At 71.8% G+C, this 15,256-nt stretch carries 12 protein-coding genes; 3 read left to right on the top strand and 9 right to left on the bottom strand.

Annotated elements, in window-relative coordinates; genetic code table 11:
• Nucleotides 1–68 precede the first annotated feature (68 nt).
• Nucleotides 69–1,325 carry an SLC13 family permease gene (locus OHV05_RS26760; protein ID WP_405021551.1) on the bottom strand — a complete coding sequence of 419 codons (1,257 nt, stop codon included), beginning with the start codon at nucleotides 1,323–1,325 and terminating at the stop codon, nucleotides 69–71.
• 340 nt (nucleotides 1,326–1,665) lie between these two features.
• On the opposite strand from OHV05_RS26760, the gene OHV05_RS26755 reads away from it, so the two are divergent.
• Nucleotides 1,666–2,850, top strand: a complete 1,185-nt coding sequence (locus tag OHV05_RS26755; protein WP_405019910.1) for an acyl-CoA dehydrogenase family protein — start codon at nucleotides 1,666–1,668, stop codon at nucleotides 2,848–2,850.
• Nucleotides 2,851–2,924: 74 nt separating this feature from the next.
• Here OHV05_RS26755 and OHV05_RS26750 read toward each other — a convergent pair whose 3' ends face one another.
• The 7 genes from OHV05_RS26750 to OHV05_RS26720 form a co-directional block, all read right to left on the bottom strand.
• Nucleotides 2,925–4,091: an epoxide hydrolase family protein gene (locus tag OHV05_RS26750; protein WP_405019909.1), complete on the bottom strand. Its 1,167-nt coding sequence runs from the start codon at nucleotides 4,089–4,091 to the stop codon at nucleotides 2,925–2,927.
• An 85-nt stretch (nucleotides 4,092–4,176) separates the two neighbouring features.
• Complete coding sequence (locus tag OHV05_RS26745) at nucleotides 4,177–5,361, bottom strand: acyl-CoA dehydrogenase family protein (protein ID WP_405019908.1); 1,185 nt, start codon at nucleotides 5,359–5,361, stop codon at nucleotides 4,177–4,179.
• 303 nt (nucleotides 5,362–5,664) lie between these two features.
• Complete coding sequence (locus OHV05_RS26740; RefSeq protein WP_405019907.1) at nucleotides 5,665–6,666, bottom strand: alpha/beta fold hydrolase; 1,002 nt, start codon at nucleotides 6,664–6,666, stop codon at nucleotides 5,665–5,667.
• 185 nt (nucleotides 6,667–6,851) lie between these two features.
• On the bottom strand, nucleotides 6,852–8,075 hold the full coding sequence (locus OHV05_RS26735; RefSeq protein WP_405019906.1) for an MFS transporter: 1,224 nt from the start codon (nucleotides 8,073–8,075) through the stop codon (nucleotides 6,852–6,854).
• Between the two features lie 78 nt (nucleotides 8,076–8,153).
• The gene (locus OHV05_RS26730) at nucleotides 8,154–8,495 is read right to left on the bottom strand and encodes a VOC family protein (protein WP_405019905.1); all 342 of its coding nucleotides are present in this window, start codon (nucleotides 8,493–8,495) and stop codon (nucleotides 8,154–8,156) included.
• 84 nt (nucleotides 8,496–8,579) lie between these two features.
• Nucleotides 8,580–8,933, bottom strand: a complete 354-nt coding sequence (locus OHV05_RS26725; RefSeq protein WP_405019904.1) for an ArsR/SmtB family transcription factor — start codon at nucleotides 8,931–8,933, stop codon at nucleotides 8,580–8,582.
• Nucleotides 8,930–9,376 (bottom strand): SRPBCC domain-containing protein, encoded by a 447-nt coding sequence (locus OHV05_RS26720; protein ID WP_403043800.1) that lies wholly within the window; start codon nucleotides 9,374–9,376, stop codon nucleotides 8,930–8,932. Before OHV05_RS26720 ends, OHV05_RS26725 begins: the two co-directional genes overlap by 4 nt.
• Nucleotides 9,377–9,610: 234 nt before the next feature.
• On the opposite strand from OHV05_RS26720, the gene OHV05_RS26715 reads away from it, so the two are divergent.
• Both OHV05_RS26715 and OHV05_RS26710 read left to right on the top strand, forming a co-directional pair.
• Complete coding sequence (locus OHV05_RS26715) at nucleotides 9,611–11,029, top strand: endonuclease/exonuclease/phosphatase family protein (RefSeq protein ID WP_405019903.1); 1,419 nt, start codon at nucleotides 9,611–9,613, stop codon at nucleotides 11,027–11,029.
• An 11-nt stretch (nucleotides 11,030–11,040) separates the two neighbouring features.
• Nucleotides 11,041–13,002: a phosphocholine-specific phospholipase C gene (locus OHV05_RS26710; RefSeq protein WP_405019902.1), complete on the top strand. Its 1,962-nt coding sequence runs from the start codon at nucleotides 11,041–11,043 to the stop codon at nucleotides 13,000–13,002.
• Between the two features lie 70 nt (nucleotides 13,003–13,072).
• Here OHV05_RS26710 and OHV05_RS26705 read toward each other — a convergent pair whose 3' ends face one another.
• Nucleotides 13,073–15,256, bottom strand: a complete 2,184-nt coding sequence (locus OHV05_RS26705; RefSeq protein ID WP_405019901.1) for a tetratricopeptide repeat protein — start codon at nucleotides 15,254–15,256, stop codon at nucleotides 13,073–13,075.

Here is a 15,256-nt window from a genome sequence, read left to right as displayed (position 1 = left end):
CGCCCGCCCCGGGCCGCCCGGACAGTGACGCGCATCACTCCGGCGGCTCGCGGTGCGTCGGACCGGCCCTAGCCGCCGATCACCTGGAGGGACCCCCACAGCGCCGCCACCGTCAGGAGCAGCGAGGCGGGCACGGTCAGCAGTCCCAGCCGGCTGTACTCCCCGAGGTCCACCTCGGCGCCGTGCTCGCGCACGATCCGTCGCCACAGCAGTGTGGCCAGCGATCCGGCGTAGGTGAGGTTCGGTCCGATGTTCACCCCGAGCAGCACCGCGAGCACCGCGCCCGACCCGGCCGGGGCGGCGAGCGGGAGCAGCACCAGCACGGCGGGCAGGTTGTTGATCAGGTTCGCCAGCAGGGCGGCCAGCGCCGCGAGCCCGAGCAGCGCCAACAGGCCGTCACCGTCCGGTACGACGTGTCCGAGCGCGTCGGCGAGCCCGTTGTCGACCACCGCGCGGACCACGATCCCCAACCCCAGGACGAAGGCGAGGAACGGCAGGCTCGCGGCGCGGACGATCGCCACCGGACCGGTCCGGCGCTGGGCCAGGGCACGGGCGGCGAGCACCAGGGCCCCGGCCAGCGCCGCCCACGCCGGGCTGATGCCGACCGCGGAGGCGACGACGAAACCCGCGAGCGTGCCCGCCACGGTGACCAGGGCGAACAGCGGCAGCTCGGGAGCCCCGGTGGCGGGCGGGGCCTCGGCCCCGGCGGCCAGGTCGGCGGCGAAGAACCGGCGGAGGACCAGGTACTCGACGCCGATCGCCACCAGCCACGGCAGCGCCATCAGCGCCGCGAACCGGGTGAAGCTCAACCCGCTGGCCGCGAACGCCAGCAGGTTGGTCAGGTTGGAGACCGGCAGCAGCAGCGAGGCGCTGTTCGACAGGTGCGTGCAGGCGTAGACGTGCGGCTTCGGCCGGGCCCCCAGCCGGGCGGCGGTGGCGAACACCACCGGGGTGAGCAGCACCACGGTGGCGTCCAGGCTGAGCACCGCCGTGATCACCGAGGCGACCGCGAACACCTGCACCAGCAGCCGTCCGGGCCGGCCCGCCGCCGTCCGGGCCATCCACGCCCCGCAGGCCTGGAACAGCCCTTCGTCGTCGCAGAGTTGGGCGAGGACCAGCACCGCCGCGAGGAAGCCGATCACCGGCCCCAACCGCTCCGCCTCCGCCCGGGCGTGCTCCAGCGGGATGGCACCGGTGACGATCACCAGACCGGCGGCCGGCACGGCGGCCACCGCCTCGGGCCAGCCCCACGGCCGCACGACCGCACAGCCCAGGACGACGAGGAGCAATGTGACCGACAGGATCTCGGCGAACAGCGGGTTCAGGACCGGGTCCTTCCAGGAGAGGTGACGGCAGGGCGACGGGGCATCGTACCGGGCGGCGTGCGAAGCCGCGTCGGCTCCGGTCGGGTTCCCGGCGGTCCGCCCGCAGGACACCAGGGGGTACGAAGACCGTACACGGACGGGAAATCGTCCACCGGCCGGCGAATTGCCGGGAGGGCATTCCGGTGGACCGCCCTTTCCCGTCCGCCGGGCCTGGCAACGTGGGAGAAGTTCCCGGCTGCCGGCCCGTGTCAGAGTGACTGCGGCCATGCAGAATCGGCGCTGCGCCGAATGAGGGCCGACCTATTTTCGTGTCTCTGCCATCGTATTTCGAGGAGCACAGATGACGACCATCGAGGCGCCGACGAGCGCTCAGCTCGTCCGCCGGGCAACCGAGTTGGTCCCCCTGATCCGCAGGCACGCGGCCTGGCAGGAGGAGCACCGGGCGCTGCACCCGGAGGTGCTCCGGGGGGTGGCCGAGGCCGGGCTGATGAAGATGCGGGTACCGGCCCGGTACGGCGGCTTCGAGTCGGACGTCCGGACGGTGTGCGAGGTGATCTCCGAACTCGCCCGGGGCGACGGCTCGGTGGGCTGGACGGTGAGCACGATGACGATCAGCTCCTGGCTGGCCGGGCTGCTCCCGGACCAGGTACAGGACGAGATCTTCGCCGACCCCGACGTCCGGATCGGCAGCAGCGTCAGCCCGAACGGCGTGGCCGTGCCGACCGAGGGCGGGGTGGTGCTGAACGGGCGCTGGCCGTTCAGCACCGGGGTGCTGCACAGCCAGTGGTTCGTCCACTCGGCCGTACTGGCCGGCCCGGACGGGGAGTTCACCCCCGTGATGCTCGCCGTGCCGACGGCGGAGCTGACCGTCGTCGACGACTGGCACACCGTGGGCCTGCGCGGCACCGGCAGCGTGACGACCGTGGCGGAGGACCTGTTCGTCCCGGAAGGGCGGATCCTGCCGATGATCCCCCTGGTGCTGCAGAACCGGCACCGCTCCGAGCTGAACGCCGGGTCCCTGATGTGGCAGGCGCCGTTCTCGCCGATCACCGCCGCCGGTGCCGCCGCCGTGCCGCTGGGCCTGGCGAAGGCGGCCCGGGAGGCGTTCTTCGAGAAGCTGCCGAGCCGCAAGATCGCCTACACCCACTACGAGCACCAGGCCGAGGCCCCGCTCACCCACCTCCAGGTGGCCGAGGCGGCGATGAAGATCGACGAGGCCGAGTTCCACGTCCGCCGCGCCGCCGAGCAGGTGGACGACAAGGTCCGCCACGGCGAGGACTGGTCGATCGAGGAACGCGCCCTGGCCCGGATGGAGATGGGCGCGGCCACCCGGCGGGCCAAGGAGGCGGTGGACGTGCTCAACACCGCCAGCGGCGGCTCGTCCATCTACTCCGACCAGCCGATGCAGCGGATCGAGCGCGACATCCAGACCATCAGCCTGCACGGCGTCCTGCACCCGGACACCAACCTGGAGCTGTACGGGCGGGTGCTCTGCGGGCTGGAGCCCGGCACGCACCTGATCTGAGATCAGGAACGTGAAGCAGGGCCCGGGTCTGCCGACCCGGGCCCTGCTTCACGTGCGCAACGGTCCTCGGTGGTTCAGTCCTTCCAGAGCGTGCGGGCGAACGCCCGGAGGTCCCCCACGTACAGGTCGGGCTCCTCCATCGCGGGGAAGTGGCCACCGCGGTCGAACTCCGACCAGTGCGTGATGGTCGGCAGCACCCGGTCGGCGAACCGGCGGAGCGGGAGCGCGGCGTCGTGCGGGAAGACCGCGACGCCGGCCGGCATCGTCAACTCCCAGGGCCCGCCCAGCCGGGCGGCGATGTTCGGAAGGGTGCGGTCCAGCGACTCGTAGTACAGCTGGGCCGAGGAGCCCGCCGTCGCGGTCAGCCAGAAGACGGTGACGTTGGCCAGCATCAGGTCGCGGTCGATCGCGTCCTCCGGCACCTGGTCGGAGTCGGTCCACTCGCGGTACTTCTCCATGATCCAGGCGAGTTGGCCGACCGGGGAGTCGGTGAGGCCGTAGGCCACCGTCTGCGGGCGGGTGGCCAGCAGCTTCAGGTGTGCCGACAGCTCCCGGTCGAAGTGCCCCAGCCTGCCGAGCCGTGCCAGCTCCGCCCGGTCGAGGTCGGCCAGCTCGGCCGGGTCCTCCGGCGGGAAGGTGACCAGCGAGTTCACGTGCACGCCCGCCACGTGCTCGGGGTCGGCCAGGCACAGTTCCAGCGACACCATCATGCCCCAGTCGCCGCCCTGCACCACGTAGCGCCGGTAGTCCAGCCGGGCCATCAGCTCCTTCCAGGCCCGGGCCACCCGGTAGTGGTCCCAGCCGGCCTCCCGGACCGGGCCGGAGAAGCCGAAGCCGGGGATGGTCGGGATCACCAGGTGGAACGCGTCCGCCGGGTCACCGCCGTGCGCCCGGGGATCGGTCAACGGGCCGATCACGTCCAGGAATTCGACGAAGGTGCTGGGCCAGCCGTGGGTGATCAGCAGCGGCCTGGCAGTCGGTTCGGGCGACCTGACGTGCAGGAAGTGGATGTTCGCGCCGTCGATCTCGGTGGTGAACTGCGGGTACCGGTTGATCCGGGACTCCACCGCCCGCCAGTCGAAGCCGGTGCGCCAGTACTCCGCGAGCTCCTTCAGGTAGTCGACCGGGACACCTCGTGACCAGCCGGCGCCCGCCACCTCGTCCGGCCACCTGGTGTTCTCCAGTCTCCGGTGCAGGTCGTCGAGATCGGCCTGGGGGATGTCTGTCCGGAACGGTTGCACGGGCCTGCCGCCTTTCGTCGGGGAGGTCCGGTCGGGTGGCCGGGGCGCCGGCCCCGGCCACCTGACCTGGAGGTCGGTCCGTGGCCTACAGGAGGTCGGTGTTCGGCTCCAGGCCGCACAGGATCCGGCCGTAGGTCTCCGCGACCGTGTTCGGGTGCAGGACACCGTTCAGGTTGAGCGCCTGGATGTCGCGCTCGATCCGCTGCATCGGCTGGTCGGAGTAGATGGACGAGCCGCCGCTGGCGGTGTTGAGCACGTCCACCGCCTCCTTGGCCCGCAGACAGCCCATCGCCGCGTCCATCTTCGAGAGGGCGCGCTCCTCCAGCGACCACTGCTCGCCGGCCCGCACCTTGGTGTCCAGGCGCTCGGCGGCGCGGCGGACGTGGAACTCGGCCTCGTCGATCTTCATCGCCGCCTCGGCCACCTGGAGGTGGGTGAGCGGGGCCTCGGCCTGGTGCTCGTAGTGGGTGTAGGCGATCTTGCGGCTCGGCAGCTTCTCGAAGAACGCCTCCCGGGCCGCCTTCGCCATGCCGATGGCCGACGAGCTGGTCACCGCGGTGGCGTGCGGCACGAACGGGAGCTTCCAGGTGAGCGAGTCCGCGTTCTGCTTCGAGAGGTGCTCACCGTGCATCATCACGGGGATCATCGGCAGCACGCGGGCCTGCGGGACGAACAGGTCCTTCGCGATGGTGGTCACGCTGCCGGTGGCCCGCAGACCGGCGGTGTGCCAGTCGTCGACGATGGTCAGGTCCGCCATCGGCACCGCGATGGTGGCCGGGGCGAACCCGCCGTCCTCGGTGGCCAGCAGCACCGAGTGCATGTCCCACTGACTGTGCGGCGCACCGGAGACGAAGTGCCACCGGCCGTTCAGGATCACGCCGCCGTCGGTCGGGGTGGCGATGCCCGACGGGTTGACGCCGCCGCAGATCCGGACGCCCGGGTCGGCGAAGATCTCGTCCTGCACCTCGTCCGGGAACAGGCCGGCCAGCCAGGAGCCCATCGTGAACGTGCTGATGGTCCATCCGACGGCGCCGTCGCCCCGGGCGAGTTCGGAGATCACGGCGGACACGGTCCGCACGTCGGACTCGGCGCCGCCGTAGCGCACCGGCACCCGCATCTTCATGATCCCGGCGTCGGTGATCGCCTGCAGCACCTCGTCGTGCAGGACCCGGTGCTCCTCCTGCCACGGGATGTGCTTCCGGATCACCTCGACCAGCTCCGTGGCCCGGCCGACGAGCTCGGCCTGCGGTGTCGCCTCGTTGATCGTCATCTGTGCTCCTCAATTCGATGACAGGGAAAGGAAAGTGGAGTGGAACCCCGCCGGAATCGGCGGTATCCGCGCGGAATCGTGTCGCAGGTCTCCCCTGCTGTCCGGCTGGGCGGCGATTCACCGTCGGCTGGGAACGACTCTGGCAGGGCGCCCCGGCCGGGGGCTTCTCCCACATTGCCGAGCCCGGAGGCCCTGATTCCCGGTGTGCGGGGAATACCCGGGAGAACGCACGGGGGAATGCGCGGTCGCCGTACGGAGCGGACCAATGGCCGGTCCGGGTACGGGACTTCCGGCGCCGAAGGGTCAGAGCCCGCCGAGGAACTTCAGCAGTTCGGCGGTGACCTCGTCCGGGCGCTCCTGCTGGGTCCAGTGCCCGACCCCGGGCAGCACCACCGTGCGGGTCAGGTTCGGTACGAACACCTGGAGGTTGGCGATCAGCTGGTCCAGGCCCGGGAGTTGGACGCTGCCGTCGCGCTCGCCGTACAGGTACACCGCCGGGGTCGTCATCGGCGCGCCCTGCCAGGGCGCGGTGAGCTCCCAGCTCAGCTCCATCGTCCGCCACCAGTTCAGGCCGCCGGTGAACCCGGTCCGGGCGAAGTCCGCCGCGTAGACGTCGAGATCGGCCTCGGTCAGCCAGTCGGGCAGTGCGCCCGCCTCGGGCAGCAGGTCGGCGAAGCTGCCGCCCTCGGGCACCAGCGGCAGGGTGGGCGCCTCGGCCTGCGGCGAGTCGCCGAAGCCCCACCGGAAGACCCGGAGCAGGCCGGCTCGCGGGTCCCGGGCCAGTTCGGCGTCGGCCACACCGGGCTGCTGCAGCTGGTTCATGTAGAAGCCGGGGCCGAGCCCCTGGGTCATCCCGGCCAGCGCGCTCACCGGGCCGCGCGGCAGGTACGGCAGGCCCAGCGCGGCAATGCCGCGGACCCGGTCGGGGCGCAGCAGTGCGGTGTTCCAGGCGACCGGCGAGCCCCAGTCGTGGCCGACCAGGACGGCCTGCTCCTCGCCGAGCGCGTCGATCAGACCGACGACGTCGCCGACCAGGTGCAGCTGGGAGTACTGCTCGACCGCCTCGGGGCGGTCGGTCCGACCGTAGCCGCGCTGGTCGGGGGCGACCACGTGGTAGCCGGCCGCCGCGAGCGCGGCGAACTGGTGGCGCCAGGAGTACCAGGTCTCGGGGAAGCCGTGCAGCAGCACGACCAGCGGTCCTTCGCCCTGCTCGGCGATGTGCATCCGGATGCCGTTGGTCTCCACGAACCGGTGGGTCACCTCGGTGGTCGGGCCTTGACCCGGTGCCGCCTGCGAGTCGTTCATGGCACACCTTTTCTGTCGGTGAAGTGGGGATGTCCCAAAGCTCCCACCGCAGTCAGGGCCGTCACTACTCCTTCCTTGCCCACCTCCCCGGGCGGCCGGACATGCGTTTCGGAAGCACGGTGGTGACGGGACCGGGTGGTCACCACCGTGCTTCCGAAAGCTGCGGGGAGTGGTCCGACGGACGGTTACGCGGGCTCGGGCACCGACTGGACGGCGGCCGGTGACGACTCGTCGACCACCGGCGGCTTCAGGTAGCTGGTCCCCCAGGCGACCGCGATGGTGACCACGCCGAGGATCAGACCGGTGATCACGGGGGCGGAGGCGCTGTGGTTGTCGATCGCGAACCCGCCGGCCAGGGCGCCGAACGCGATGCCGACGTTGGCCGCGGAGACCGGCAGCGACTGGGCGAGCTGGCCACCAGGGCCGGCCAAGCTGATCACCCGCACCTGCAGCGAGGGCACGATGCTGTAGAAGGACAGGCCCCAGGCGAGCAGCGCGAGCGCCACGAGCCAGGCGATCGAGCCGACGAAGTAGAGCACCAGCAGGGAGGCCGCGATGCCGACCGAGCCGATGATCAGGGTGAGTTGGGCGTTCCGGTCGGCGAACTTGCCGCCGCCGAACGAGCCCACCGCGGTGGCCGCGCCGTAGGCGAGCAGGAACACGCTCAGCACGCCGCCGGAGATGCCGGTGACCCGCTGCAGGAACGGCACCAGGTAGGTCAGCGTCGCGAACACCGAGGAGAACACGATGAAGTTGAGGAACAGCACCGCGAGCACCCGGGGGGCGAACGCGTACCTGGCTTGGTGGGCCGCACCGGCACCGGCCGGCGGGACGACCGGGATCAGCGCCACCGTGCCGCCCAGGGTGAGCACGGCGCCGACCACGATCGCCACGAACGAGCCGCGCCAGCCGAGGGTCTGGCCGACCAGGGTGCCCAGCGGCACGCCGAGCGCCCCGGACATCGCGACACCGGAGATGACGATGCCGATCGCCTTGCCGATCCGCTCCGGCGGGACCACGGTCATCGCCGCGATGAACGCACCCGCGATGAACAGGCCCTGCGACGCACCGATGAAGAAGCGCAGCACCAGGAAGAGACCGTAACTGGAGGTCAGCACCGCGGCCAGGTTGCACGCGATGAACAGCGCGAGCGACCCGATCAGGACGATCTTCTTCTCCAGTTTGATGGTCAGCGCGGTCAGGATCGGACCGCCGATGGCGAGGCCCAGCGCGTACACCGTGACCAGGGTGCCCGCTTCGGAGATGGTCACGTGGAGGTCGGCGGCCACCCGGTCCAGTACACCGACCACGAGCAGTTCACCGCTGCCCAGCACGAACATTCCTAGGAACAGCGTGGCCAGTGCCAGGTTGGCCCTGCCCGGGCTCAGCGCCGTCTGTTGGGTACTCATGTGCGCACTTCCTTCTTGTCGTGGTGCGAGGAGTCGTCTCAACAACGGGGCGACCGACGGGGGTTCGGGGTCAGGCGGTCACTTCCACTCGATGATCTGGAGGTAGTTCCCGTCGGGGTCGGCGAAGGTGCCGAACTTGCCCTTCTCCCGGTCCTCGATCGAGACCCACTCCACCCCGGCCGCGTTCAGCTGGGCCTCGACGGCGGCGAAGTCCTCGACGTGGAAGTTGACGATCACGCGACCGGGCTGGTCGTTCTTCGGCTCGACGTCGTCGCGACCGTCGATGACCAGCAGGAAGCCGCCCAGGTCGATCGCGCCCTCGCCGGTGAACTCCGGGGCCAGCGCCTTGACGTACCAGGCCCTCAGCTCGGCCGGCCGGGTGGTGCCGAGCAGCATGCTTCCAGGCTTCAGAATGCTCATGACAAGTCTCCTCAGGGATGAGTCCGGTTGCGCGGCAGCAGCGATCGCCGTGCCGCGGATCAGGGTGTCGGGTGGGTCCGGGTCCTACGGGAAGTCGCGCTCCACCGTCTCGGCGACGCGCTTGATGGCCGCCAGCCGGCGGTCCCAGTCGGCGGCGAGCGAGGACATCCACCGCGTGGTGGCATCCAAGCCGGTCGGCCGCAGCGAGTACCTCACCTCACGCCCGACCCGACTGCCGACCACGAGGCCGGCGGCGTCCAGCAGGGAGAGGTGCTTGACGACCGCCTGCCGGGAGACGGGGAGCCGCCCGGCAAGCGTCGTCGCGGTGGCCACGCCGAGCGCGGCGAGGAGGTCGAGCAGTCGGCGACGGGTGGGGTCGGCGAGGGCGACCAGAACACTGCCGACCTCCTCGACCGCACTGTCGGGGTCCGCCCTCACACAGTCGGCTCCTCGACGCGCGTCTTCACCATGTCGAGGATCTGCGGCCAGCCGGCCGTGAGGTTCGCGATCGTCGAGGCACGCACCTCGTCGGAGACGGCCAGTGCGGCGAAACCGCTCTCGACCACGGTCAGGCGGGTCTTGTCGCCCTCGGGGGACAGCGTGAACTCGACCAGGGTGCTGTTGCCCTCGGTCAGCTCCTGCCCCGGAGAGGCGGGGGCCCAGCGGTACGCGAGGTACGTCTGCGGCTCGACCTTCACCACGCGCACCGGGAAGTCGCCGTGGTCCGGGTTCTTGGCCAGCATGGACTCGCCCTCGACCGCGGTGGTGCCTTGGACGCTGTCCGGGTCGGCCACCCAGAAGCCGGGGGCGGACACCAGCGACCAGACGCGCTCGACCGAGGCGTCGATCAGAGTGTCACGCTCGATGATGTCGTCGCTCATGAGGAAACTCCTTCAAGTACCGGCATTGAGTGCAACCAAATCATTGCACGCCGATCGATCGTCGTGCAACCTTTTCGTTGCACGACGGCGGCCCGGCCTCGGACAGTTCCGGGGAAGCCCGACCGCCCGTCACGTTCCGTTCATTCGCAGTCCGCCGCGCCCCGACTGAATTGGCCTGGTTGTACAGCCAACTCGACTCAGCCGCGCACGCCCGCCGCGGCGGACAGGACCCCCGTGGCGACAGGTTCCTCCCTCGTCCTCTCCAGCTCTCCCGCTCCGCACGAGGGGGACAAGCTCACCTTCCGCTGGACCACCGACGTGCCCGACGCCAAGAACTGGGTCGGCATCTACGACGGCGCCCGGCTGCCGGGGACCGGCTCCTCGCTGCTCTGGAAGTACACCCCGGCCGCCTCCGGCGACCTCCAGCTGGACACCTCGGCGCTCACCGACGGCCCGTACACCGCCTATCTGCTGGCCAAGGACGGCTACGGCATCCTGGCCCAGAGCGCGCCGTTCGGCTTCACCCCGCGACCGGTCGCCCCGCGCCCGCACAGCGCCGTCGACGCCCTGACCGCGACCACCGTGGCCCCGTCCGCCGCCTTCCGGATCAAGCTCGGCGGGCTGTGGATGCACGGCACGGGCACCCCGGTGTTCCGCAAGGTCGGCGGCGACTCCTGGCTGTCCGTCAGCTCCGACGGCACCGTGACCGGGACCGCCCCGAACGCGGCGCTGTCCCGGCCCGCCGTGCTGACCGTCGGGATCAAGGACCCCGCGGGCAGCACCGACACGATCACCGTCCAGGCGCCGGTGAACGCCCGCAAGCCGCAGCTCAAGACCGCCACCCTGAACCTCTGCAAGGCCGGCGCGGGCGTCGAGGACGCGCTGGAGAAGCAGCTCCGGCTGATCCTCACCCAGGGCCTGGACCTGGTCGCACTGCAGGAGACGGCGGGCACCGCCGCCCAGGCGCTGGCCGACGCGCTCGGCTGGTACGCCCACCAGAGCGCCGGCAGCGTGGGCATCCTCAGCCGGTACCCGCTGACCGAGATCACCGCCGCCACCGCCGAACTGCCCGCCGCCGGCGCCACCGTACAGCTGCCGGGCAACCGCACCGTGCGGTTCTGGGCGGCCCACCTGGACGAGGCCGACTACGGTCCGTACGCCGTCCAGGACGGGCGCACCGCCGAGGCCACCCTGGCGAGCGAGAACGCCTCCGCCCGGGGGAAGCAGGCCCTCGCGCTGGCCGCGCTGGTGAAGGCCGACCTGGCCGCCCGCAAGCCGGTGATCCTGGCCGCCGGGCTGGCCTCGCCCTCGCACCTGGACTGGACGCCCGCCACCGCCACCGCGCACGGCGGCGTGCCGGCGCTCAACTGGCCGGTCACGGTGGCCCTGCAGAACGCCGGTCTGGTCGACGCCTACCGTCTGGCCCACCCCGACCCGGCCGCCTCCCCCGGCAACACCTGGTCCGTCACCCGCACCCTGCGCGGTGGCAAGCCCGAGCCGCAGGACCGGATCGACCAGGTGCAGTTCGCCGGAAAGCTCACCCTGGTCGAAGCGCACACCCTGGTCACCGGCTGGCCCCAGCCGGAGCCCGGCGCGGCCGCCAACGGCTGGCCCTCCGACACCGCCGCCGCCGTCGCCACCTTCACGCTCTGAGAGGCCGTCCGATGACTCCCCAGCTCAGCCGCCGTACCTTCGTCTCGGCCACCGCCGCCGCAGGCGCGGCCACCATGGTCGGCCTGACCGGCGCCACCGAGGCCGAGGCCAAGGGCAAGCCCAGGCCGGGCACCGTGGCGGACGTGAAGCACGTGGTGATCCTGATGCAGGAGAACCGGTCCTTCGACCACTACTTCGGCACCCTGAACGGTGTCCGGGGCTTCGGCGACAAGCAGGCGCTGCAGTTCCCGGACGGCGGCAACGTGTTCCGCCAACCCGATGCCGGGCGCAGCGACGGCGGTGTGATGCTGCCGTACCGGATGGACACCACCAAGTACAACGCGCAGAACGCGGGCGGCCTGGCGCACGACTGGGCCACCGGGCACCAGGCCATCAACAACGGCGCGATGAACAAGTGGATCGCCGCCAAGGGCGAGCGCGCGATGGGGTACTTCAACCGCGAGGACATCCCCTACCAGTACGCGCTGGCCGACGCGTTCACCCTCTGCGACGCCTACTTCACCTCGCTGGCCGGCCCGACCGACCCCAACCGCCTGTACCTGTGGACCGGTACCTCGGGCCCCGGGGTGGACGGCACCACCGGGCCATGGATCGACAACACCCCGGTCACCGACAACCCGGTGGCCGACTGGACCACCTACGCCGAGCGGCTGCACGCCGCCGGGGTGAGCTGGCGGGTCTACCACAACCCCAGCAAGGACGACCGGACCGGCGACTACGACGACAACGCGCTGTCGTACTTCAAGCAGTTCCACAACTTCCCCGCCACCGACCCGCGTTACATCAACGCGATGACCAAGTTCGACCCCGCCGCCTTCGACGCCCACTGCAAGGACGGCACCCTGCCCACCGTCTCCTGGCTGGTCGCGCCGTACCTCTTCAGCGAGCACCCCAACGCCGGCCCGGCCTACGGCGCCCACTGGGTCAACACCGCACTGCAGTCGCTGATGTCCAACCCCGAGGTGTGGAAGCACACCGTCTTCCTGGTCATGTACGACGAGAACGACGGCTACTTCGACCACATGGTGCCGCCCACCCCCGAGGCCGGTACCCCCGAGGAGTTCACCCAGGGCCGGGCCATCGGCCTGGGCAACCGGGTGCCGCTCTGGGTCGCCTCCCCGTGGTCGCGCGGCGGCTGGGTCAACTCCCAAGTCTTCGACCACACTTCGGTGCTGCGCTTCCTGGAGGTGGTGACCGGGGTCCAGGAACCCAACATCTCCGCCTGGCGCCGCACCGTCTGCGGTGACCTGACCAGCTGCTTCGACTTCGCCAAGCCCGACTACTCGATCCCGGTGCTGCCCGACACCGCCGCCCTGATGGCCACGGCCGACGCCAACGCGGGCCTGCCCGCCGTCAAGCTGCCCGCCACCGGCAGCCAGGCCCTCCCGCCCCAGGAGCCGGGCGAGCGGCCGCACCGCAAGCTGCCCTACGGCCCCGGCGCCGAGGTCACCGTCGACCGGAGCACCGGCAAGGTCACCTGCACCCTGACCAACACGGGGACCGTCGGCTACCCCTTCACGGTGTACCCGAACATCGTCTTCCCCTTCGCCGGAACGCCGTTCACCGTCGCGCCCGCCGCCACCAGGACCTACACCTGGGACGCCGCCGCCACCGACGGCCGGTACGACTTCACCGTGCACGGCCCCGACGGCTTCGTCCGCCGGTTCGCCGGCACCGTCACCCGGGCCGGCCAGGACGACGTCCCCGTCCCCTCGGTCGAGGCGCTGGTCAACCGCAACAAGGTCGCGCTGCACCTGCACAACGACGGCGGGACGGAGGTGTCGTTCACCGTGGCCCCGAACGACTTCGCCGGTCAGCCGCAGACCGTGTGGGTGGCCGCGAACAAGCAGGCCACCGTCAACTGGCCGCTCGACAACGGTCGTTACGACGTGACGGTGACCGCCGCCACCGGCACCCGGTTCACCCGCCGCTACGCGGGCACGGTGCACTGACCCGGCCGCCCCACCGACGACCCCGCCCGCGCCCCCGGGCGGGGTCGTCCGGCGCCCACCGGCCGGGGCACTACCGGAGCAGCTCCCGGACCTCGTCGGTGAGTTCGAGCTCCGGATCCGCCGCCAGGGCGGCCCTGGCCTCGGCCAGCGCCTCGTCCTCGCGGCCCAACGCCCGCAGCGAACCGACCCGCTGGAGCCGGGCCGAGGGGTCGTCGGTCTCCGCCAGCACGGCGTCCAGCAGGCCGAGCGCCTCGGCGTGCCGCCCCGCGTCCTGGTAGGCGACCGACAGGTTGAACCGCAGCCCCGGGTCGTCGCTCAGCCCGACGGCCCGCTCCAGGTCGGCGGCGGCCGCCGCCAGGTCGCCTTCCTCGTAGGCGAGTTCACCGCGCAGCGCCCAGGCCGGGGCGAACTCCGGGTCGGCTGCGAGGGCCGCCGAGCACGCCGCGTGCGCCGCCACGTTCTCGCCCTCCGCCGCGTACAACTGGCCCTGAACGGTCAGCAGTTGGGCGTTGGTCGGGTCGAGGGCCAGCCCGGCCGCGACGTCCCGGTGGGCACCGGGCAGGTCACCGAGGTCGGTGAGCAGCCCGGCCCGGTTGAGGTAGGCGTCGACGAAGGCCGGGTCGAGTTCGATGACGTAGCCGAAGTCCTGCACCGCGCCCTTCACGTCGCCGAGTTCGGCCCGGACGTCGGCGCGGTTGTAGTACGCCTCGGGGAACGGGGGCGAGAGCCGGATCGCCTCGTCGAAGTCGGCCAGCGCCTCGGCCGCGCGGCCGGTGCGCCGGAGCACGATGCCCCGGTCGAAGTAGTACTCGGCGTAGTTGGGGTCGACGGTGATCACCGAGCTGTAGTCGGCCACCGCCGCGTCGTGGCTGCCGAGCCCGCCGTGCACCTGGGCCCGGTTGTAGACCAGCACCGAGCGGTGCAGGGCGTGTTCGCCCGGGTCGAGGATCTCGTCCAGGCGGGCGACGCACTCGTCCAGCAGCGCCAGCGCCGCCTCCGGCCGCCCCTCGCGGACCTCGATCAGGGCCAGCCCGTTGCGGTTGAAGGCGGTCCGGAAGGCCCGTTCCTTCGGGTCCGGTGTCCGGGTGGCGAAGGCGATCGCGGTGTTGATCCAGCCGCGCGCCAGCTGGTGGTCCCGCTGGTCGTCGTCCAGGAAGCGGGTGTAGAGCATCGCCGTGCCGTACGCGCACTGCAGGTGGATCTCCGGATCGGTGCTCAGCGCGCGGGCCCGCTCCCAGATCGGCAGGATCCGGTCGGTCAGGCCCAGCCCGGCGAAGGCGTTGGCCGGTTTGGCGAGGAAGGTCCACCAGTGCCGGGGGTGGGTCTCGTGCGTGACCAGGGCGCCACCGCGCTCCCCGTAGTCCAGGACGGCGTGGTAGAAGCCCATGTCGGTGCAGTAGTTGCACGCCTCGCGGAGCAGCTCGGCACCCAGGCCGGACGGGTCCGAGCCGTGCTCGGCGTGCCAGAGCAGGGCGCCCAGGCTCAGCGAACGCTCGTCCGGCGCCGCCAGTTCGAGTCGCCGGGCATCGTGCAGCGCGGCGCGCTCGGCGGGGGCGAGCCGCTCGTACGCCTCGGCCACGCGCGGGTCCTCGGCGGTGCCGTCGCCGGCCACGTACAGCGCCGCCCGCTCGGCCGGGGACTCCGGCAGCGGGTCGGCCGGGGCCGTGCCCTCGACGGTCACGCAGTACGCGGTGAGGGCGGGCTCCAGCGGGGCGGCCACCTCGCCCGGGGGCTGCTCCAGCGGCTCCGTCCCGGTGTGCGCGACCACTGTGAGCAGCGCCGGGTCCATCCGGCGGAGCAGCACCGCCAGGAACTCCTGGTCGGTCGGGTCGGCCCGGTGCAGGTCCTCGACAACCAGGGTGTGCGGCCCGTCACCCAGGGCCTGAGCGTACTCGGTGAGGAACTCGACCAGGCCGTGCGCGATCCGCAGGGTACGCAGCCGGGAGTAGTACCGGGTGCGTTCCTTGGGCACCGCCAGCGAGGTGAGGGTCTCCCGGGAGGCGGGGACCACGCCGCGCAGTTCGGGGGCGGTGCTGAGGATCTCCACGTCGTGCCGCCGGACGGCTTCGGGGCAGCGGGTCAGCGCGTCGGGGACCAGCGCCCGCAGCAGCGAGCCGACGGCGGTGTACGGGCCGCGCAGCCGGCGGTGCGCACTGACCGTCACCAGGACCGGCGGCAGCGCCAGTTGCTCGTGGGCGGCGGCCCGGGCGGCGCGGTGCGGCGCCCGGACCCAGTGGTGGCGGGGCTCGGCCAT

Origin of the sequence: Kitasatospora sp. NBC_00070 (genome assembly GCF_045041205.1) — a bacterium.
GTDB lineage: Bacteria > Actinomycetota > Actinomycetes > Streptomycetales > Streptomycetaceae > Kitasatospora.
Note: the sequence above shows the minus strand (reverse complement) of the source record. Positions and strands in the feature narration are given on the sequence as shown.